The organism is Selenomonas sp. AB3002, from assembly GCF_000702545.1.
GTDB classification, from domain to species: domain Bacteria; phylum Bacillota; class Negativicutes; order Selenomonadales; family Selenomonadaceae; genus Selenomonas_B; species Selenomonas_B ruminantium_A.
This window is the reverse complement of sequence record NZ_JNIO01000002.1, coordinates 57,953-77,042: the sequence shown is the minus strand read 5'-3', so window position 1 is coordinate 77,042 and position 19,090 is coordinate 57,953. Positions and strand designations below refer to the sequence as shown.

The window sequence follows — 19,090 nt, the reverse complement described above, 5'->3', positions numbered from 1 at the left end:
AGAGAGTTTTTGTCCTGTTTTTTCATTATGATACGCTAGGGCACGTGGGCACAAAAAACTTTGTAAATAAAGTGTTGACAAGGATTTTAGGGGGTGCTAATATATAGAAGTGCTCCGGGAGGGGCGCAAGGAAAGTGTACAGGGGAGTGCAAACGATGAATCTGGAAACACTTAAGGATGCCAAGAAGGTGATCGGCCTCAAGCAGGTCACCAAGGCTGTGAAACGCCACAGCGCAGGGCAGGTCCTGCTGGCCGGCGATGCTGATGAACGCATCGCAGAGCCGCTGAAGGAGCTCTGCCGGGCAGAGGGCATAGAGGTTCTGGAAACAGAATCCATGAAGGCCCTGGGCGCGGCCTGCGGCATCGAAGTCGGCGCGGCAGCAATTGCCGTACTCAGGTAAGCTTATTTGTTAATAAGCGGCCTAACCGCTGCTTATAATAAATAATAAATTCTCAATATGAAGGAAGGAGGTGCATGTATGCCAACTATCAACCAGTTAGTTCGTAAGAGCAGAAAGAGCATGCAGGAGAAGTCCAAAGCACCAGCACTGAAGAATTGCCCGCAGAAGCGCGGCGTCTGCACTCGTGTTTATACCAGCACGCCGAAGAAGCCGAACTCTGCACTGCGTAAGGTGGCTCGTGTTCGTCTGACGAACAGCATCGAGGTCACTGCATACATTCCGGGCATTGGTCATAATCTTCAGGAGCACAGCGTTGTTCTGATTCGTGGCGGCCGTGTTAAGGATCTGCCGGGTGTTCGTTACCACATCATTCGTGGTTCCCTCGATACTGCAGGTGTGCAGGATCGTGGTCAGGCCCGCAGCAAGTACGGTGCTAAGAAAGCGAAGAAGAAATAAGCTGACGGCTTAAAAAAGATTATGATAAGGAGGTAAAACAATGCCAAGAAAAGGTTCCGTACCGAAGCGCGATGTACTGCCGGATCCGGTGTACCACAGCAAGACGGTTACGAAATTCATCAACAAGGTAATGCTCTCCGGCAAGAAGAGCGTTGCTGAGCGTGTCGTTTACGATGCATTCGAGACGATCCGTGCCAAGACCGGCAAGGATCCCCTGGAAGTCTTCGAGACTGCCCTGAAGAATGTCATGCCGGTTCTTGAGGTCCGTGCCCGCCGCGTGGGTGGTGCGAACTATCAGGTTCCTGTGGAGGTTCGTCCGGACCGCCGCATGACTCTCGGTATCCGCTGGCTCGTAAACTATGCTCGTCTCCGTGGTGAGAAGACCATGGATGCTCGTCTTTCCGGTGAGCTGATGGATGCGGCCAACAACACGGGCGCAGCGATCAAGAAGAAGGAAGATACGCACAAGATGGCAGAGGCCAACAAGGCGTTCGCACATTATCGCTGGTAATTCCCAGACCGTATCTATATATAAGGAGAGAAATAAAAAGTGGCAAGAGAGTTTTCCCTTGAAAAAACTCGTAATATCGGTATCATGGCTCACATCGACGCCGGTAAGACGACCACCACGGAACGTATCCTCTTCTACACGGGTGTAAACCACAAGATCGGTGAGGTTCATGATGGCGCTGCTACCATGGACTGGATGGTTCAGGAGCAGGAGCGCGGTATCACCATTACTTCCGCAGCTACCACCTGCCACTGGAAGAACCATCGTATCAACATCATTGATACGCCGGGCCACGTGGACTTCACGGTAGAGGTTGAGCGTTCCCTGCGCGTGCTTGACGGCGCTGTGGCAGTCCTGACTGCCCGCGGTGGTGTTGAGCCTCAGACTGAGACCGTTTGGCGCCAGGCTGAGAAATACCAGGTTCCCCGCATGGCTTATGTCAACAAGATGGACATTACCGGTGCGGACTTCTTCAACGTCATCAAGATGATGGAGGAGCGCCTCAATGCCAATGCGGTAGCTATCCAGCTGCCCATCGGCGCAGAGGACAGCTTCCAGGGTATCATCGACCTCGTGAAGATGGAAGCCATCGTTTATGAAGACGATCTTGGCAAAGTCGCGGATGAGGTTGCCATTCCCGATGACATGAAGGATATGGCTGAAGAATATCGCGAGAAGCTGCTCGAGGCTTGCTCCGAGCAGGATGACGAGTTCATGGAGAAGTACCTCGGCGGTGAGGATATCACCGAAGAGGATATCAAGAAGGTTATCCGCAAGGCTACCGTTACCTGCAACATGGTGCCTGTTGTCTGCGGCACTTCTTATCGCAACAAGGGCGTTCAGCCTCTGCTGGATGCTGTGGTTGACTACATGCCCGCTCCGACGGACATTCCTCCCATCAAGGGTGTGAATCCCGACAGCGGCGAGGAAGACCACCGTCCTTCCAGCGATGAGGAGCCCTTCTCCGCTCTGGCATTCAAGATCATGACTGATCCCTATGTCGGTAAGCTGGCATTCTTCCGTGTATACTCCGGTGTGCTTGAGTCTGGTTCTTATGTGTACAACTCCACTAAGGGCAAGAAAGAGCGTATCGGCCGTATCCTCCAGATGCACGCTAACAACCGTAAGGAAATCGACAGGGTTTACAGCGGCGATATTGCAGCAGCTGTTGGCCTGAAGGATACCACCACTGGTGATACCCTTTGCGACGAGGCAAATCAGATCATCCTTGAGTCCATGGTCTTCCCGGATCCGGTTATCTCCGTTGCGGTTGAGCCGGCTACCAAGAACGACCAGGAGAAGATGGGCGTTGCTCTCCAGAAGCTGGCAGAAGAGGATCCGACCTTCCGGGTCCACACCGACCAGGAGACTGGCCAGTGCATCATCTCCGGCATGGGTGAGCTTCACCTGCAGATCATCGTTGACCGTATGCTCCGCGAATTCAAAGTGGACTGCAAGGTCGGCGAGCCCCAGGTTGCTTATCGCGAGACCATCCGCAAGACCGTCGAGGCAGAAGGCAAGTTCGTTCGCCAGTCCGGTGGTCACGGTCAGTATGGTCACTGCTGGCTCAAGTTGGAGCCCCAGGAAGCTGGTGCAGGCTTCAGCTTCGAGAACAAGGTTGTGGGCGGTGCTATTCCCAAGGAATTCATCAAGCCCATCGAGGAAGGCGTCAAGCAGGCTATGGAGTCTGGTGTCGTAGCCGGTTATCCGGTGGTCGACGTGAAGGCTACTGTCTACGATGGTTCTTTCCACGAAGTCGACTCTTCCGAGGCTGCGTTCAAGATTGCCGGTTCCATGGCATTCAAGAACGGTGCCGAGAAGGCCAACCCGGTTCTCCTCGAGCCGTATGTTAAGGTTGAGGTCATCGTTCCTGAGGATTACATGGGCGATGTCATCGGCGACCTTAACTCCCGCCGCGGCCGCATCGACGGCATGGAGCCGCGCAATGGTGCACAGGTCATCAATGCGTTCGTTCCTCTGTCCGAGATGTTCGGTTACTCGACGGATCTGCGTTCCAAGACACAGGGTCGCGGGAACTACTCCATGGAGGTTTCCTACTATGATGAGGTTCCCAAGAATATAGCCGACGCTGTAACTGCCAAGAATAAGGGCGAATAAGGGAGGAAAAAATCAATGGCAAAAGAAAAGTTTGAGAGAACTAAGCCGCATGTCAACATCGGCACCATCGGTCACGTTGACCATGGCAAGACTACTCTGACTGCTGCAATCACGAAGTGCCTGTCCGAGAAGGGCATGGCTAAGTTCGAGGATTACGCTGATATCGATAAGGCTCCTGAGGAGCGCGAGCGCGGTATCACCATCAACACCGCTCACGTTGAGTATGAGACCGAGAAGCGTCACTATGCTCACGTTGACTGCCCGGGCCATGCTGACTATGTCAAGAACATGATCACCGGCGCTGCTCAGATGGACGGTGCAATCCTGGTTGTTTCCGCAGCTGATGGCCCCATGCCTCAGACCCGTGAGCACATCCTGCTCGCTCGTCAGGTGGGCGTGCCCGCTATCGTTGTCTTCCTGAACAAGGTTGACCAGGTTGACGATCCCGAGCTCCTCGAGCTCGTTGAGATGGAAGTTCGCGAGCTGCTCTCCAGCTACGAGTTCCCCGGCGATGACATCCCCGTTGTTTCCGGCTCCGCTCTGAAGGCTCTCGAGGGTGACGATGCCATGAAGGCTAAGATCTACGAGCTCATGGATGCTGTTGACGAGTACATCCCGACTCCGACCCGCGACACCGACAAGCCCTTCCTCATGCCTGTTGAGGACGTGTTCACCATCACCGGCCGCGGCACCGTTGCTACCGGCCGTGTGGAGCGTGGCGAGCTGAAGCTGAACGATACTGTTGAGATCGTCGGCCTGCAGGATGAGCCGAAGTCCACCGTTGTTACCGGCATCGAGATGTTCCGCAAGATGCTCGACAGCGCTGTGGCTGGCGATAACATCGGTGCTCTGCTCCGCGGTGTTGACCGCAAGGAGATCGAGCGCGGCCAGGTTCTGGCTAAGCCCGGCACCATCAACCCCCACACCAAGTTCAAGGCTCAGGTTTACGTCCTGACCAAGGAAGAGGGCGGCCGTCACACTCCGTTCTTCACCAACTACCGTCCTCAGTTCTACTTCCGTACGACTGACGTTACCGGTGTTGTCCGTCTGCCCGAGGGCACTGAGATGGTTATGCCTGGCGATAACGTCGAGATGGACGTTGAGCTCATCACCCCGATCGCTATCGAGAAGGGTCTCCGCTTCGCTATCCGCGAGGGTGGCCACACTGTTGGCGCCGGCCGCGTGACCGAGGTTGAAGCTTAAGTTTTAACGACATTCAAATCCCTTTGTAAGAGCGGCGCTCGCGTCGCTCTTATTTAGAGGGTTGAAACAAACAGGTACACCCCCATGCGATGACGTGGCAGATGGCTTGGCCTGGTTCCAAGGGAACTGCTACGGAGAAATGTTTGGGCCATGGGGATGTCCTGTCCATGCAAGACTGAAAGGCTTTCAGCCCTGCATGGACAGGACATCTTCATTGCAAGAGCCTGGACGATAAGGAGGAAAACACATTGTCTAAGCAACAGAAAATCAGAATCCGTTTGAAGGCTTATGATCATAAAGCCCTCGATCAGAGTGCAGTAAAGATTGTGGATACTGCAAAGAAGACCGGCGCTATGGTGTCCGGCCCGATTCCCCTCCCGACGGAGAAAAACATCTACACGATTCTGCGTTCCCCGCATGTCAACAAGGACTCCCGTGAGCAGTTCGAGATGCGCACCCATAAGCGCCTTATTGACATCCTGCAGCCGACCAACAAGACCGTTGATGCTCTCATGCGTCTCGACCTTCCGGCTGGCGTGGACATTGAAATCAAACTTTAATCCCAGGGGAGGTGGAATGAATGTCTAAAGCAATTTTAGGTAGAAAACTTGGCATGACCCAGATCTTCACGGAAGAAGGCAAGGTCGTTCCCGTAACTGTTGTGGAGGCCGGTGGCAACATCGTCATTCAGAACAAGACTGTTGAGACCGACGGCTACAACGCAGTGCAGCTCGGCTTTGGCGACATCAAGGAGAACAAGGTCAACAAGCCAATGAAAGGCCATTTCGACAAGGCTGGTGTGAAGCCGGTCAAGTTCATTCGCGAGATGCGCCTTCAGGATCCTTCTGAATATAAAGTCGGTGATTCCATCGGCGTTGATATATTCGCTGCAGGTGAGTTAGTTGATGTAACGGGTACCTCCAAGGGCAAGGGCTTTGCCGGCGGTATCAAGCGTCACAACTTCGCACGTGGCCCCATGGGACATGGTTCCAAGTCTCATCGTGAGCCCGGTTCCACTGGTGCTATGATTTCCGGCCCCGGCGGACGCGTGCTGAAGGGCAAGAAGCTCCCTGGCCGTATGGGTGGCGAGCGCGTTACGGTGCAGCGCCTCACGGTTGTCCGTGTGGATACTGACCGCAACCTCATCCTCATCAAGGGTGCTATCCCGGGCCCCAAGAAGAGCTTTGTTGTGATCAAAGACACTGTCAAGCCCGCAAAGCAGGCTAAAAACTAATTGGAAGGAGGATACCCCAAATTATGGCTAACGTAGCAGTTTATGACATCGCTAACAAGCAGGTTGGCGATATCGAGCTCAATGACAACATTTTCGGCGTAGAGATGAACGCAGGTCTTCTCCATCAGGCCGTTATCATGCAGCTTGCCGCTCAGCGCCTCGGCACTCATGCCACCAAGACTCGTGGCTTCGTTCGTGGCGGCGGCCGCAAGCCCTGGAAGCAGAAGGGCACGGGCCGCGCTCGCAGCGGTTCCACCCGCAGCCCCTTGTGGGTTGGCGGCGGCACGGTCTTCGGACCCCATCCCCGCAAGTACGCTTTCACCATGCCTCGCAAGCAGCGCCGTCTGGCACTCAAGTGCGCTCTTTCCGACAAGGTTAAGAGCGGCGACCTCATCGTTCTCGACAAGCTCGCTTTCGATGCTCCCAAGACCAAGCAGATGGTCGAGGTGCTGAAGAGCTTCAGCGTCGAGAAGAAGGCTCTCTTCATCACTGCTGATGAAGCTGAGGCTGTTGAGAAGTCCGCACGCAACATTCCGGGCGTGAAGGCCATCACGGCTCTGGGCCTCAATGTCCATGACATCCTGAACCATGGCAAGCTCTTTGTCACCAAGGATGCCGTCGCCCGTATCGAGGAGGTATTCGCATAATGGAAGCACGTGAAATCCTGATCCGTCCGCTCATCACCGAGCGTACGACCCAGCTGATGGCTGAGGGCAAATACGTCTTCGTTGTGGCGAAGGCCGCCAACAAGATCGAGATTGCCAAGGCTGTGGCCGAGGTATTCAATGTCAAGGTTGAGAAGGTCAACACCGTGAACGTTCTCGGCAAGACCAAGCGCATGGGCCGCACCATCGGCAAGCGCCCTGACTATAAAAAGGCTATTGTTAAGCTCGCTGCTGGCGAAAGCATCGAGTTCTTCCAGGCCTAATCTTAGAAGAAGGAGGTAAATACAAGTGGCAGTAAAATCCTTTAAACCCTATTCTGCAGGCCGTCGTTTCATGACCGTCGCTTCTTTCGACGAGATTACCACCGACAAGCCTGAGAAATCCCTGACTGAGCGCCTGAAGAAGAACGGCGGCCGCAATCAGCAGGGTCGCCTGACCGTTCGCCATCAGGGCGGCGGCCACAAGCGTCTCTATCGTATCATCGACTTCAAGCGCACGAAGGACGGCATCCCCGCTCGCGTGGCTACCATCGAGTACGATCCGAACCGCAGCGCCCGCATCGCTCTCCTCAACTATGTTGACGGCGAGAAGCGCTACATCCTGGCTCCCAATGGCCTCAAGGTAGGCGATATGGTTGAGTCCGGCCCCGAGGCCGACATCAAGGTGGGCAATGCCCTCCCCCTGAAGAACATCCCGGTAGGTACTACCGTTCACGCTGTCGAGCTGAAGATCGGCAAGGGTGCACAGCTCGTTCGTTCCGCTGGCACCAGCGCACAGCTCATGGCAAAAGAGGGCAACTATGCTCTGCTCCGTATGCCGTCTGGCGAGCTCCGCAAGGTTCACATCAACTGCCGTGCTACCATCGGTGAAGTTGGCAACCTGGAGCATGAGAACATCACTCTCGGTAAGGCAGGCCGCAGCCGTTGGCTCGGTATCCGTCCGGAGAACCGCGGCGTTGCCATGAACCCGAATGACCATCCGCACGGCGGTGGTGAGGGCCGTTCCCCTGTTGGCCGCAAGAACCCTGTTACCAAGTGGGGCAAGTGCGCTATGGGTACGAAGACCCGTCGCAAGAACAAGGCTTCCGAAAGCCTCATAGTGAAGCACCGCACGAAGTAAGAGAGGGGGATAAACTTTGTCAAGATCCATTAAGAAGGGCCCTTTCGTTGAAGAAAGCCTCATGAAGAAGATCACGGCTCTCAACGAAGCTAACGATAAAAAGGTTGTCAAGACTTGGTCCAGAAGCTCCACGATTTTCCCGGACTTCGTCGGTCATACCATTGCTGTCCATGATGGACGCAAGCATGTGCCTGTCTATGTCACTGAGGACATGGTCGGCCATAAGCTGGGTGAGTTCGCACCGACGCGCACTTTCAAAGGCCATGCCGGCGAAGAGCGCAAGACCTCACTGAAGTAAGCGAAAGGAGAATCGTTGTGGAATCAAAAGCAGTAGCTAAATACGTTCGCATCGCTCCGCGCAAGGTTCGTGTGGTCATGGATCTCATCCGTGGCAAGAACGTCGCTGAAGCATTTGCGATTTTGAAGTTCACGCCGAAGGTTGGCGCTGAAGTTGTCGAGAAGGTTCTGCGCAGCGCTGTTGCCAACGCTGAGAACAACTTCGACATGGACGTGGACAAGCTCTACGTTTCCTCCGCCTTCGTTGATCAGGGTCCCACCCTCAAGCGCATCCATCCGCGTTCCCGCGGTCAGGCTTTCAAGATCCTGAAGCGCACGAGCCATGTGACCATCGTCGTCAACGAGAAGAACTAAGAAGGAGGGAAACGGATTGGGTCAGAAAGTTAATCCGCATGGTATTCGCCTTGGCATTGTCAAGCAGTGGGATGCCAAGTGGTATGCAGATAAAGATTTTGCAGAGAACCTGCATGAAGATATCAAGATTCGTGATTACCTGAAGAAGAGCCTCCTGGCAGCAGGAATCTCCAGGATTGAGACGGAGCGCACCAAGAACCGCCTCAAGATCACCATCCACACCGCAAAGCCGGGCATGGTTATCGGCCGCGGTGGTTCCGGCATCGAGCAGATCAAGGAAGGCCTCAAGAGCTACACCGAGAAGCGCGTTGACATCAACATCGCTGAGATCAAGCAGCCGGATATGGATGCAACTCTGGTGGCTGAGAACATCGCTTCCCAGCTGGAGCGCCGCATCGCTTTCCGCCGTGCCATGAAGCAGTCCGTGGGCCGCACCATGCGCCTGGGCGCCAAGGGCATCAAGATCACCTGCGCAGGCCGTCTCGGCGGTGCAGAGATCGCTCGCAGCGAAAGCTATCGTGAGGGCAGCATTCCCCTTCACACACTCCGTGCAGACATCGATTACGGCACGGCTGAGGCTCATACCACGTATGGCCGCATCGGTATCAAGGTTTGGATCTTCAAGGGCGAAGTCCTTCCGGAGAGAAAGCAGCGTAAAGTTGCCAGCGAAGGGAGCGAAGCTTAATGTTACTTCCTAAGAGAGTTAAATATCGCAAGCAGTTCCGTGGCCGCATGAAGGGCAAGGCTCATCGCGGCAACACTGTGAGCCATGGTGAGTTCGGTCTGGTGGCTCTTGAGCCCGCCTGGATCACCAACCGTCAGATTGAGGCAGCCCGTATCGCAATGACCCGTTACATCAAGCGTGGCGGCCAGGTCTGGATCAAGATTTTCCCGGATAAGCCCGTAACCGCAAAGCCGGCTGAGACCCGCATGGGTTCCGGTAAGGGCTCCCCCGAGTACTGGGTAGCAGTTGTGAAGCCGGGCCGCGTCCTCTTCGAGATGGACGGCGTGTCCAAGGAAGTTGCCCGTGAGGCAATGCGCCTTGCAGGCCACAAGCTGCCCATCAAGACCAAGTTCGTGACTAAGGAAGACACTGTTGCAGAGGGTGGTGAAGCATAATGAAGGTTAATGAGATTCGCGAGATGAACGCAGACGAACTGAACCAGAAGCTTGCTTCGCTCAAAGAGGAGCTCTTCAACCTCCGTTTCCAGCTCGCCACCGGCCAGCTTGACAACCCGATGCGTATCAAAGATGTGAAGAAGACGATCGCCCGCATCAAGACGATCCAGCGCGAGCAGGCTGCCAAGGCCTAAGGCGCAAAACAAGTGATATGCAGAAGGAAGGAGGCTCCCTAATGAGCGAGAGAAACGTACGTAAGACTAAGGTCGGCAAGGTTATTTCCGACAAGATGGACAAGACCGTTGTGGTTGCTATCGAGGAGATCGAGCAGCACAAGCTTTACAAGAAGCCGGTCAAGAGGACTGTGAAATTCCATGCGCATGACGAGAAGAACGATGCGCATGTTGGCGATAAGGTGTCCCTGATGGAGACCCGTCCCCTTTCCAAGACCAAGCGTTGGAGAGTGGTCGAGGTTATCGAGCGCGCTAAGTAAGCCAAATACACGAAGAAGGAGGTTACATAATGATTCAGCAGCAAACTATCCTGAATGTTGGCGACAACACGGGCGCGAAAGAAATCATGTGCATCCGCGTGCTTGGCGGCTCTTACCGCAAGTACGCTAACATCGGCGACATCATCGTCGCAGCCGTGAAATCCGCAGCTCCTGGCGGTCAGGTGAAGAAGGGCGACGTGGTCAAGGCTGTGGTTGTCCGCAGCGTGAAGGGCCTGCGCCGTGCTGACGGTTCCTACATCCGTTTCGACGAGAATGCAGCCGTCATCATCAAGGAAGACAAGACTCCGAAGGGCACTCGTATTTTCGGACCGGTAGCTAGAGAGCTTCGCGACAAAGACTTCATGAAGATCGTCTCCCTGGCTCCTGAAGTACTTTAATTCGTGAGGAGGTGCTATTTTGTCACTCGTTAAACTGAACGTGAAGAAGGGCGACACGGTTGTCGTGCTGTCCGGCAAAGATAAGGGCAAGCAGGGCAAGGTTGTGGCTGCTATGCCGAAGAAGGGCAAGGTTGTCGTTGAGGGCGTGAACAAGGTTAAGCGTCACACGAAGCCGAACGTGAAGGCTCCTCAGGGCGGTATCCTGGTGAAGGAAGCTCCCATGCATGCCTGCAAGGTCATGCTGGTCTGCCCCGCCTGCTCCAAGGCTACCCGCGTAGCTCACAAGGAAGTCAATGGCAAGAACGTCCGCGTCTGCAAGAAGTGCGGCGAAGTCATCGACCAGACCAAATAATTGAAGGAAGGAGGAAATACATTGGATAGATTACAGGAAAAGTACCAGAAGGAAGTTGTGCCGGCACTCACTGAGAAGTTCGGCTACAAGAACGTGATGCAGCTTCCCAAGGTTGAGAAGGTCATCATCAACATGGGCGTTGGCGAGGCTGTGGGCAACCCCAAGGCTCTCGACTCCGCTGTGAGCGACCTCACCATCATCGCCGGCCAGAAGCCGCTCCTCACCCGCGCCAAGAAGTCCCTGGCTGCCTGGAAGCTCCGTGAGGGCATGCCCATCGGCTGCAAGGTGACCCTGCGCGGCGAGCGCATGTACCAGTTCCTCGACAAGTTCATGAACGTGGCTCTGCCCCGCGTCCGTGACTTCCGTGGTGTGTCCGGCACTGCCTTCGACGGCCGTGGCAACTACGCTGTCGGTCTCAAAGAACAGCTCATTTTCCCGGAAATCGAGTACGATAAGATCGACAAGATCCGTGGCATGAACATTGTTATCGTTACGACGGCACAGACGGATGAGGAAGCCAGAGAGCTCCTGAAACTCATGGGTATGCCGTTCAAAGCATAAGAGGAGGAAAGAAGCTCATGGCAAAGAAGTCTATGGTAGAGAAGTGGAGCAAAGAGCCCAAGTTCTCTACTCGTCAGTACAACCGTTGCAAGATCTGCGGCCGTCCCCATGGCTACATGCGCAAGTTTGACATGTGCCGCATCTGCTTCCGCGAGCAGAGCTACGCGGGTGCTATTCCTGGCGTGACCAAGGCTAGCTGGTAATTCTTATTATTTGAAAGGAGGATATCGATTCATGGTAATGACTGATCCTATTGCAGATATGCTGACCCGTTTGCGCAATGCAAACTCTGTATTCCACGAGACGGTGGATGTCCCCGGTTCCAAGATCAAGACCGCTATCGCAGAGGTCCTGAAGGAAGAGGGCTTCATCAAGGACTATTCTTTCAACGAGGACAACAAGCAGGGTGTCATCACGATTTCCCTGAAGTATGGCCCGAACCGCGAGAAGGTTATCTCCGGTATCAAGCGTATTTCCAAGCCTGGTCTTCGCCAGTATGCAAAGCACGATGAGCTGCCCCGCGTGCTGGGCGGCCTCGGCATCGCCATCATCTCCACTTCCAAGGGGATCATGAGCGACAAGCAGGCTCGCAAGGCCGGTCTCGGCGGCGAAGTCATCGCATACGTTTGGTAATTGAAAAATAGTCAGGAGGTGTACAGATGTCAAGAATTGGTAGAGCACCGATTGAGATCCCCGCAGGCGTAACCGTTACGGTCGGCGAGGACAATCTGGTGAAAGTCAAAGGCCCGAAAGGTGAACTTTCCCGCCAGATCAGCCCGGAAATGAAAGTAACCATCGACAATGGCGTTCTCACTGTGGAGCGTCCGTCTGATGATAAAATGCACAGGTCTCTCCATGGCCTCTCCCGTACCCTCATCAACAACATGGTTGTTGGTGTGACGGAAGGCTATCAGAAGAACCTCGAGATCGCAGGTGTTGGTTATCGTGCCCAGAAGCAGGGCAAGAACCTGAACCTGTCCCTTGGTTTCTCCCACCCGGTTGTGGTTGAGCCCCCCGAAGGCATCACCTTCGATGTGCCCACCGCTACCTCCATCACGGTTTCCGGCATCGACAAGGAAGTTGTCGGCCAGATCGCTGCAGAGATCCGCAGCTTCCGTGAGCCTGAGCCTTACAAGGGCAAGGGTATCAAGTACGCTGGCGAGCATATCCGTCGCAAAGAGGGTAAAGCCGGCGCTAAGGGCAAGAAATAAGGAACTGACTCGAGAAAGGAGTGAATCTCTGTGCTTATTAAGGCAGATAAGAACAAGGCACGTCAGAAGCGTCACCTGCGTGTCCGCAACCATATCGCTGGCACTGCGGCTCGTCCGCGCCTCAATGTTTACAGGAGCCTTGCCAACATCTATGCTCAGATCATCGATGATGAGAAGGGCATGACCCTGGTTTCCGCCAGCACTCAGGACAAGGGCTTCGAGAATTACGGCGGCAACATCGAGGCCGCTAAGGCTATCGGTGCCGAGATTGCCAAGCGTGCTCTGGAGAAGGGCATCAGCGAGGTAGTCTTCGACCGTGGCGGCTATGTGTACCACGGCCGCGTGGCAGCACTGGCTGAGGCCGCTCGTGAAGCTGGCCTGAAATTCTAAAAAACAAAGGAGGTAAATGAATGGCTAGAAATATGGACAACGAAACTCCGGAGTTCGAGGAGAAAGTTGTATACATTAACCGAGTTGCGAAAGTCGTCAAGGGCGGCCGCCGCTTCTCCTTCAGCGCCCTGGTTGTGGTCGGCAACAAGAAGGGCAAGGTCGGTGTAGGTCTCGGCAAGGCTGCTGAGGTTCCCGAGGCTATCCGCAAGGGTGTCGAGGATGCAAAGAAGAACCTCATCACTGTTGCTCTGAAGGACAACCGTACCATTCCCCACGAGATGCTGGGCATCTTCGGTGCAGGCCAGGTTATGATGAAGCCGGCTGCCAAAGGTACCGGTGTCATCGCCGGCGGCCCCGTGCGTGCCGTACTGGAGCTGGCAGGCGTTCATGACATCCTGACCAAGTCCCTGGGTTCTTCCAACCCGAACAACATGGTGCGTGCAGCCATGGAGGGCCTCAAGGCTCTCAAGCAGCCCGAGATTGTGGCTGAACTCCGTGGCAAGACTGTCGCTGAGATTTTAGGTTAAGGAGGCTCTTACGCAATGGCAAAAGTGAAAGTTACGCTCAAGAGGAGCCTCATTGGCCGTCCTGAGACCCAGCGCCGCACTGTCCGCGCTCTCGGCCTGCGCAAGGTGAACTCTGTTTCCATCCTGCCGGACAATCCGGCTGTGCGTGGCCAGCTCCACAAGGTTGAGCATTTGATCTCTGTGGAAGAGATTGCAGAATAATTCTAGAGGACAGGAGGTGCAAGCATGAAGTTACATGAATTACAGCCCGCAGAAGGCTCCCGCAAGGAGCGCAATCGCGTTGGCCGTGGCCTCGGCTCCGGCAACGGCAAGACTTCCGGCCGCGGCATGAAGGGCCAGAACTCCCGTAGCGGCGGCGGTGTCCGCACCGGCTTCGAGGGTGGCCAGATGCCCATCTATCGTCGTCTGCCGAAGCGCGGCTTCAAGAATATCTGGGCCAAGACCTTTGCAGAGGTCAACGTTGAGAGCCTGAACCGTTTTGAGGATGGCGCAGTAGTTGATCCCGTGGCTCTGGTTGAGAGCGGCATCCTGAAGAATGTCCGTGACGGCATCCGCATCCTTGGCAAGGGCGAGCTCACCAAGAAGCTCACCGTCCGTGCCAACGGTTTCACCAAGTCCGCAGAGGAGAAGATCACCGCTGCTGGCGGTCAGATCGAAAAAATTGAGGTGAAGTAAGGTGCTCGCAGCCCTCGGCAACATCTTCAAGATTCCCGAACTGCGAGATAAGATTATCTTCACTCTCATCATGTTCGCGATCTTCCGGATGGGGACTCACATCCCCGTCCCCGGGGTTGACCCAGCGGCGATCGAGCAACTTTTTGCCAATGGCAGCCTCTTCGGTCTCCTTGACCTCTTCTCTGGTGGTGCTTTCAGCAAGTTCTCCATCTTTGCCATGAGCATCACCCCCTACATCAACGCGGCCATCATCATCCAGCTGCTGAATGTCGTCATTCCCACGCTGGAACAGTGGTCGAAGGAAGGGGCAGAGGGGCACAAGAAGACTACGAAAGTCACCCGCTACCTGACGGTAGTGCTGGCTTTCCTCCAGGCTATCGGCATGTCCATCGGACTCAAAGCCGCTATCCTGAATCCCAGCCCGGTGAACATCCTGATCATTGCGATTACACTTACGGCTGGTACGGTATTCCTGATGTGGCTGGGCGAGCAGATCACAGCCCAGGGAGTTGGTAACGGCATATCCCTTATCATCTTCGCCGGCATCGTGGCGGCGCTCCCCAAGAACATCGGAACCATTTACCATTACGTCCAGGCAGGCACCATCAGTTACTTCAGTGTGTTTATGTTCATGGTCATCGCAATAGCGATGATCGTGTTCGTAATCCACGTGGAGACCGGCTTCCGCCATATACCCATTTCCTATGCGAAAAGGGTGGGGAGCCAGCGGGCCTATGGCGGCCATTCCAGCCATATCCCCCTGAAGGTGAACCAGGCAGGCGTGATACCCATCATCTTTGCGTCATCCGTGCTGATGTTTCCAGTGACCATTGCCCAGTTCATTGAAGTGCCCTGGGTAAAGACCGTTGCCAGTTATTTGCAGTGGGGAACACCATTGCAGACGGCACTATACGTCCTGCTCATCGTGTTCTTTACTTACTTCTATACTGCGGTTACTGTAAAGATATCGGATATGGCAGAGAACCTCAAGAAATACGGCGGCTTCATCCCTGGCATCCGCCCGGGCCAGCCGACGGCAGACTATCTTGACCATGTCATGACCCGCATCACTCTGGCCGGCTCCATTTTCCTGGCTTTCATTGCAGTACTGCCCAATATGATTGCGGCAGCCACTCACATTGAAGGCGTGTACTTTGGCGGTACGGCACTGCTGATTGTGGTGGGCGTTGCCCTCCAGACCATGAAGCAGATTGAGTCTATGGTGGTTATGCGCCACTATGAAGGGTTCATGAAGTAAGGGGTCATAAAATAAGGAGGCATAAACATGCATATCTTGTTAATGGGCCCCCCGGGTGCTGGCAAGGGCACGCAGGCGGCTGCACTGGTAAAGGAACTGGGTGTTCCTCATATCTCCACCGGGGATATGTTCCGGGCCGCCATCAAGGAAGGTACAGAGATGGGCAAGCAGGCGAAAGCCTTCATTGATGCCGGAAATCTCGTGCCTGATGAAGTCACCATCGGCATTGTCCGCGACAGGCTTGCCAAGGACGATTGCAAGAAGGGCTTCATCCTGGATGGGTTCCCCCGCACGGTGGGACAGGCCGATGCACTGAAGGGCATCCTTCAGGACCTGGGCCTGGCGCTTGACAAGGTGCTGAACATCAGCGTTCCGTCAAGCGAGCTCATCGAGCGTGCTGTAGGCCGCCGCATCTGCAAAGCTTGCGGTGCAACCTACCACCTGAAATTCAACCCGACTAAGGCTGAGGGCAAGTGCGATGAATGCGGCGGCGAGCTTTATCAGCGCGCCGATGATACCGCCGAGACCATGGGCAATCGTCTGAAGAAGTACGAAGAGTCCACGAAGCCTCTCATCGATTACTACACAGCAGCAGGCATCTATGCCGAAGTTGATGGCCGTCAGGAAATCAGCAAGGTGACAGAAAGCCTGGTTGCAGTCCTCAAGGGCTGAAGGGAAGCTTAAAAACTTCCATGTATTGTTGCGAGGGCGGCCTATATGGCCGCCCCCTTGCAATGATACGAATGATATAATTATGAATTTAATAATGTTCTGTTGTTGGGCATGGCATTAGAAATGAAAAAGCTCCTTTGGAATGACTTTGGCCCAACCAAGTTAAGGTAAAGGGGAAGAACATGTCAAAACAAGATGTTATTGAAGTAGAAGGCAAAGTCCTGGAAGCACTGCCCAACGCAATGTTTCAGGTCGAGCTTGAAAATGGTCATGTTGTACTGGCTCATGTATCCGGCAAGATTCGCATGAACTTCATCCGTATCCTGCCAGGGGACAAAGTCACCATTGAGCTCACGCCCTATGACTTGACCCGTGGCCGTATAACCTACCGATTCAAATAAGGTCAGCTGCCCTCGAAATTTTTTTTGCATTTCCTGCAAAAAATGCTTTGCAGAGGGGCAAAAAGATGATATACTCGAGAAATGACAGACTGACAATAAGGAAAAGGAGGCATACTTTAATGAAGGTTAAGCCGTCAGTGAAGCGTATCTGTGAAAAATGCAAAGTCATCAAGCGCAAGGGCCGTGTCATGGTCATCTGCGAGAATCCTAAGCATAAACAGAGACAAGGTTGATTATTTGATTTATAAGGAGGTGCTTTATTAATGGCACGTATTGCCGGTGTAGATTTGCCCCGTGACAAGAGAATTGAAATTGCTTTGACTTACATCTATGGTATTGGTCTTACGACTTCCAAGAAGTTGCTCGCCATGACTGGCGTTAATGCTGATACCCGTACTCGTGACCTCACGGAGGACGAAGTGGTTAAGCTTCGTGATGCTATCGATAAGAACGTGGTGGTTGAAGGTGACCTTCGCCGCGAGCGTCAGATGGACATCAAGAGACTCGTTGATATCGGCTGCTACCGTGGCCGCCGCCACCGTCTCGGCCTTCCTGTCCGTGGACAGAACACCAAAAACAATGCCCGCACTCGTAAAGGCCCGAAAAAGGCCGTTGCAGGCAAGAAGAAAGACTAATGAAGGAGGGTTAACTGGTGGCAGTTAAGAAAGCAGTCCGCACGAAGAAAAAAGTTCGCAAGAACGTCGAATATGGCGTAGCGCACATCAGCTCTACGTTCAACAACACCATTGTCACGCTCACTGACAGGAGCGGCAATGCACTTTCCTGGGCAAGCGCTGGCGGCCTCGGTTTCCGTGGTTCCCGCAAGAGCACTCCGTTTGCTGCTCAGATGGCAGCCGAGACGGCAGCCAAGGCAGCTATGGAGCACGGTCTGAAGCAGGTCGAGGTCTATGTAAAGGGCCCCGGTGCCGGCCGTGAGGCAGCAATCCGTTCCCTGCAGGCTACGGGCCTTGAGGTCAGCATGATCAAGGACGTTACCCCGATCCCGCACAACGGCTGCCGTCCGCCGAAGCGTAGAAGAGTTTAATAGGAGGTGCATTTTTCTAATGGCAATTGATAGAGTTCCCGCCATTAAGCGTTGCCGTGCCCTCGGCCTCGAGCCCGCGGTAATCGGCCGTTCCAAGGAATCCAAGCGTCAGCCGCGCCGTACCAACCGCAAGGTGTCCGAGTATGGCCTCCAGCTGAAAGAGAAGCAGAAGGCAAAGTTCATCTACGGTGTGCTGGAGAAGCAGTTCCGTGGATATTATGATAAGGCAAAGAAGATGCAGGGCGTTACCGGTGAGAACCTCCTCGGTCTCCTGGAGCGTCGCCTTGACAACGTGGTTTTCCGTCTTGGCCTCGCCAACACCCGTCGTCAGGCTCGTCAGCTGGTGAACCACGGTCACTTCACTGTGAACGGCAAGCGCGTGGATATCCCCTCCGCTCTGGTTTCCGTTGGCGACGTCATCGCTGTGTCTGAGAAGAGCCAGCAGGGCGCCTTCTTCAAGGAGCTCAAGGAGAGCAGCAACCATCTGTCTGCTCCCGCATGGCTCGAGGCTGATCAGGCTGGTCTCACCGGCAAGGTCACCCGTTTCCCGAACCGTGACGAGATTGATGTTCCTGTCAATGAGCAGGCTATCGTCGAGTTGTACTCCAAATAATGATCTTTTGTGCCTTTGCGCATAGCGTTATTGTTATTTGAGGAGGTTACTTCAAGATGATTGACATCGAGAAACCGAAAATTGAAATTGCGGAGATCAGTGAGGATAACCGCTACGGCAAGTTCATCTGTGAGCCTTTGGAGCGTGGCTACGGCACCACCTTTGGCAACAGCTTGCGCCGTATGCTCCTGTCCTCCCTGGAAGGTGCTGCAATTACCTCCATCAGAATCGATGGTGTGCTCCATGAGTTCTCCACCATCCCCGGAGTACGCGACGATGTGACCAACATCGTGCTTAACCTGAAGCAGCTCTGCCTTAAGATGCAGGGTAGCGAGCCTCGTACCATCCGCATCGATGTGGAAGGTGAGAAAGAGGTCACTGGTGCTGACGTCATCTGTGACGAAGACATCGAAGTCCTCAATCCTGACCTGCACATTGCTACGGTGAACGAGTCCGGCAAGCTCAAGATTGAAATGATTGTTGAGCGTGGCCGTGGATATGCTCCGGCTGACAAGAACAAGAAGCCGGATGACGTCATCGGCGTCATTCCCATCGATTCCATTTTCTCCCCGGTGCAGCGCGTGAACTACACGGTGCAGGACACCCGCGTGGGCAATGTCACGGACTATGACAAGCTCATCCTGGAAGTCTGGACCGACGGTTCCCTGCGTCCAGAGGAAGCTGTCAGCAAGGCTGCCGGCATCCTCGTCATGCACCTGAAGCTGTTCCAGAATATGGACGGCCTCACGGAGGAGGAGATCGAGGAGGAGGCAACCTTCCCGGAGGAGGAAGTGGATACTTCCTCCAAGGTCCTGGAAATGACCATCGAGGATCTGGACCTCTCCGTGCGTTCCTTCAACTGCCTCAAGCGTGCTGATATCAACACCGTGGCAGATCTGGCCGAGAAATCGGAAGATGACATGATGAAGGTCCGCAATCTGGGACGCAAGTCCCTGGAGGAAGTCAAGAAGAAGCTCGAGGAGCTGGGACTTTCGCTCAAGCAGAACAACGATTGAT

The 19,090-nt window shown here is 54.5% G+C and carries 34 protein-coding genes; all 34 read left to right on the top strand.

The features are described from left to right. Window positions 1-155 precede the first annotated feature (155 nt). Entirely contained in the window at window positions 156-401 is a 246-nt protein-coding gene (locus P159_RS0100590; protein WP_029540496.1) for a ribosomal L7Ae/L30e/S12e/Gadd45 family protein, read from the top strand. Between the two features lie 78 nt (window positions 402-479). Further along, window positions 480-857 carry a 30S ribosomal protein S12 gene (rpsL, locus tag P159_RS0100585; RefSeq protein WP_029540495.1) on the top strand — a complete coding sequence of 126 codons (378 nt, stop codon included), beginning with the start codon at window positions 480-482 and terminating at the stop codon, window positions 855-857. A gap of 40 nt (window positions 858-897) precedes the next feature. Continuing rightward, window positions 898-1,368 carry a 30S ribosomal protein S7 gene (gene rpsG / locus P159_RS0100580; RefSeq protein WP_029540493.1) on the top strand — a complete coding sequence of 157 codons (471 nt, stop codon included), beginning with the start codon at window positions 898-900 and terminating at the stop codon, window positions 1,366-1,368. Between the two features lie 39 nt (window positions 1,369-1,407). Further along, a complete protein-coding gene (gene fusA / locus P159_RS0100575; protein WP_029540491.1) occupies window positions 1,408-3,486 on the top strand; it encodes an elongation factor G in 2,079 nt (692 codons plus the stop codon). A 15-nt stretch (window positions 3,487-3,501) separates the two neighbouring features. Then, entirely contained in the window at window positions 3,502-4,689 is a 1,188-nt protein-coding gene (gene tuf, locus P159_RS0100570; protein ID WP_029540489.1) for an elongation factor Tu, read from the top strand. 248 nt (window positions 4,690-4,937) lie between these two features. Then, complete coding sequence (gene rpsJ, locus P159_RS0100565) at window positions 4,938-5,249, top strand: 30S ribosomal protein S10 (RefSeq protein WP_029540488.1); 312 nt, start codon at window positions 4,938-4,940, stop codon at window positions 5,247-5,249. Window positions 5,250-5,269: 20 nt separating this feature from the next. Continuing rightward, window positions 5,270-5,923: a 50S ribosomal protein L3 gene (rplC, locus tag P159_RS0100560; RefSeq protein ID WP_029540487.1), complete on the top strand. Its 654-nt coding sequence runs from the start codon at window positions 5,270-5,272 to the stop codon at window positions 5,921-5,923. A gap of 23 nt (window positions 5,924-5,946) precedes the next feature. Beyond that, on the top strand, window positions 5,947-6,570 hold the full coding sequence (gene rplD, locus P159_RS0100555; protein WP_029540486.1) for a 50S ribosomal protein L4: 624 nt from the start codon (window positions 5,947-5,949) through the stop codon (window positions 6,568-6,570). Continuing rightward, window positions 6,570-6,851 (top strand): 50S ribosomal protein L23, encoded by a 282-nt coding sequence (rplW, locus tag P159_RS0100550; RefSeq protein WP_029540483.1) that lies wholly within the window; start codon window positions 6,570-6,572, stop codon window positions 6,849-6,851. The genes rplD and rplW overlap by 1 nt, the downstream gene beginning before the upstream one ends. Window positions 6,852-6,876: 25 nt before the next feature. Continuing rightward, the gene (rplB, locus tag P159_RS0100545) at window positions 6,877-7,707 is read left to right on the top strand and encodes a 50S ribosomal protein L2 (RefSeq protein ID WP_029540482.1); all 831 of its coding nucleotides are present in this window, start codon (window positions 6,877-6,879) and stop codon (window positions 7,705-7,707) included. A gap of 16 nt (window positions 7,708-7,723) precedes the next feature. Continuing rightward, complete coding sequence (rpsS, locus tag P159_RS0100540) at window positions 7,724-8,005, top strand: 30S ribosomal protein S19 (protein WP_029540481.1); 282 nt, start codon at window positions 7,724-7,726, stop codon at window positions 8,003-8,005. A gap of 17 nt (window positions 8,006-8,022) precedes the next feature. After that, window positions 8,023-8,358, top strand: a complete 336-nt coding sequence (rplV, locus tag P159_RS0100535) for a 50S ribosomal protein L22 (RefSeq protein WP_029540479.1) — start codon at window positions 8,023-8,025, stop codon at window positions 8,356-8,358. 16 nt (window positions 8,359-8,374) lie between these two features. Next, window positions 8,375-9,043, top strand: coding sequence for a 30S ribosomal protein S3 (gene rpsC, locus P159_RS0100530; RefSeq protein WP_029540477.1), 669 nt, complete (start codon window positions 8,375-8,377; stop codon window positions 9,041-9,043). After that, window positions 9,043-9,477 (top strand): 50S ribosomal protein L16, encoded by a 435-nt coding sequence (gene rplP, locus P159_RS0100525; protein ID WP_029540476.1) that lies wholly within the window; start codon window positions 9,043-9,045, stop codon window positions 9,475-9,477. Before rpsC ends, rplP begins: the two co-directional genes overlap by 1 nt. Then, complete coding sequence (gene rpmC / locus P159_RS0100520) at window positions 9,477-9,671, top strand: 50S ribosomal protein L29 (RefSeq protein WP_029540475.1); 195 nt, start codon at window positions 9,477-9,479, stop codon at window positions 9,669-9,671. The genes rplP and rpmC overlap by 1 nt, the downstream gene beginning before the upstream one ends. 41 nt (window positions 9,672-9,712) lie before the next feature. Then, on the top strand, window positions 9,713-9,970 hold the full coding sequence (gene rpsQ, locus P159_RS0100515; RefSeq protein WP_029540474.1) for a 30S ribosomal protein S17: 258 nt from the start codon (window positions 9,713-9,715) through the stop codon (window positions 9,968-9,970). Between the two features lie 29 nt (window positions 9,971-9,999). After that, entirely contained in the window at window positions 10,000-10,368 is a 369-nt protein-coding gene (rplN, locus tag P159_RS0100510; protein ID WP_029540473.1) for a 50S ribosomal protein L14, read from the top strand. A gap of 19 nt (window positions 10,369-10,387) precedes the next feature. Continuing rightward, window positions 10,388-10,720, top strand: coding sequence for a 50S ribosomal protein L24 (gene rplX / locus P159_RS0100505; RefSeq protein ID WP_029540472.1), 333 nt, complete (start codon window positions 10,388-10,390; stop codon window positions 10,718-10,720). Window positions 10,721-10,741: 21 nt separating this feature from the next. After that, window positions 10,742-11,281 (top strand): 50S ribosomal protein L5, encoded by a 540-nt coding sequence (rplE, locus tag P159_RS0100500; RefSeq protein ID WP_029540471.1) that lies wholly within the window; start codon window positions 10,742-10,744, stop codon window positions 11,279-11,281. 17 nt (window positions 11,282-11,298) lie between these two features. After that, complete coding sequence (locus P159_RS0100495) at window positions 11,299-11,484, top strand: type Z 30S ribosomal protein S14 (protein WP_029540469.1); 186 nt, start codon at window positions 11,299-11,301, stop codon at window positions 11,482-11,484. A gap of 31 nt (window positions 11,485-11,515) precedes the next feature. Next, the gene (rpsH, locus tag P159_RS0100490) at window positions 11,516-11,914 is read left to right on the top strand and encodes a 30S ribosomal protein S8 (protein ID WP_029540468.1); all 399 of its coding nucleotides are present in this window, start codon (window positions 11,516-11,518) and stop codon (window positions 11,912-11,914) included. Window positions 11,915-11,940: 26 nt separating this feature from the next. Then, window positions 11,941-12,492, top strand: a complete 552-nt coding sequence (rplF, locus tag P159_RS20145) for a 50S ribosomal protein L6 (RefSeq protein WP_029540466.1) — start codon at window positions 11,941-11,943, stop codon at window positions 12,490-12,492. Between the two features lie 30 nt (window positions 12,493-12,522). Next, the gene (rplR, locus tag P159_RS20140; protein ID WP_029540464.1) at window positions 12,523-12,882 is read left to right on the top strand and encodes a 50S ribosomal protein L18; all 360 of its coding nucleotides are present in this window, start codon (window positions 12,523-12,525) and stop codon (window positions 12,880-12,882) included. A gap of 20 nt (window positions 12,883-12,902) precedes the next feature. Then, window positions 12,903-13,409: a 30S ribosomal protein S5 gene (gene rpsE / locus P159_RS0100475; protein WP_029540463.1), complete on the top strand. Its 507-nt coding sequence runs from the start codon at window positions 12,903-12,905 to the stop codon at window positions 13,407-13,409. A 15-nt stretch (window positions 13,410-13,424) separates the two neighbouring features. After that, the gene (gene rpmD, locus P159_RS20135; RefSeq protein WP_029540462.1) at window positions 13,425-13,610 is read left to right on the top strand and encodes a 50S ribosomal protein L30; all 186 of its coding nucleotides are present in this window, start codon (window positions 13,425-13,427) and stop codon (window positions 13,608-13,610) included. 24 nt (window positions 13,611-13,634) lie between these two features. After that, on the top strand, window positions 13,635-14,084 hold the full coding sequence (rplO, locus tag P159_RS0100465) for a 50S ribosomal protein L15 (protein ID WP_029540460.1): 450 nt from the start codon (window positions 13,635-13,637) through the stop codon (window positions 14,082-14,084). A gap of 1 nt (window position 14,085) precedes the next feature. Beyond that, the gene (secY, locus tag P159_RS0100460; RefSeq protein ID WP_029540459.1) at window positions 14,086-15,342 is read left to right on the top strand and encodes a preprotein translocase subunit SecY; all 1,257 of its coding nucleotides are present in this window, start codon (window positions 14,086-14,088) and stop codon (window positions 15,340-15,342) included. A 27-nt stretch (window positions 15,343-15,369) separates the two neighbouring features. Next, window positions 15,370-16,014 (top strand): adenylate kinase, encoded by a 645-nt coding sequence (locus P159_RS0100455; protein WP_029540458.1) that lies wholly within the window; start codon window positions 15,370-15,372, stop codon window positions 16,012-16,014. Window positions 16,015-16,196: 182 nt separating this feature from the next. Next, entirely contained in the window at window positions 16,197-16,415 is a 219-nt protein-coding gene (gene infA, locus P159_RS19740) for a translation initiation factor IF-1 (RefSeq protein WP_009645081.1), read from the top strand. A 119-nt stretch (window positions 16,416-16,534) separates the two neighbouring features. Continuing rightward, window positions 16,535-16,648 carry a 50S ribosomal protein L36 gene (gene rpmJ, locus P159_RS0100445; protein ID WP_014423857.1) on the top strand — a complete coding sequence of 38 codons (114 nt, stop codon included), beginning with the start codon at window positions 16,535-16,537 and terminating at the stop codon, window positions 16,646-16,648. A 30-nt stretch (window positions 16,649-16,678) separates the two neighbouring features. Next, the gene (gene rpsM / locus P159_RS0100440) at window positions 16,679-17,050 is read left to right on the top strand and encodes a 30S ribosomal protein S13 (protein WP_029540456.1); all 372 of its coding nucleotides are present in this window, start codon (window positions 16,679-16,681) and stop codon (window positions 17,048-17,050) included. A 17-nt stretch (window positions 17,051-17,067) separates the two neighbouring features. Further along, the gene (rpsK, locus tag P159_RS0100435; protein WP_029540455.1) at window positions 17,068-17,460 is read left to right on the top strand and encodes a 30S ribosomal protein S11; all 393 of its coding nucleotides are present in this window, start codon (window positions 17,068-17,070) and stop codon (window positions 17,458-17,460) included. Window positions 17,461-17,479: 19 nt separating this feature from the next. Continuing rightward, window positions 17,480-18,073, top strand: coding sequence for a 30S ribosomal protein S4 (rpsD, locus tag P159_RS0100430; protein ID WP_029540454.1), 594 nt, complete (start codon window positions 17,480-17,482; stop codon window positions 18,071-18,073). 56 nt (window positions 18,074-18,129) lie between these two features. Beyond that, window positions 18,130-19,089, top strand: a complete 960-nt coding sequence (locus P159_RS0100425) for a DNA-directed RNA polymerase subunit alpha (protein WP_029540452.1) — start codon at window positions 18,130-18,132, stop codon at window positions 19,087-19,089. Window position 19,090 lies beyond the last annotated feature (1 nt).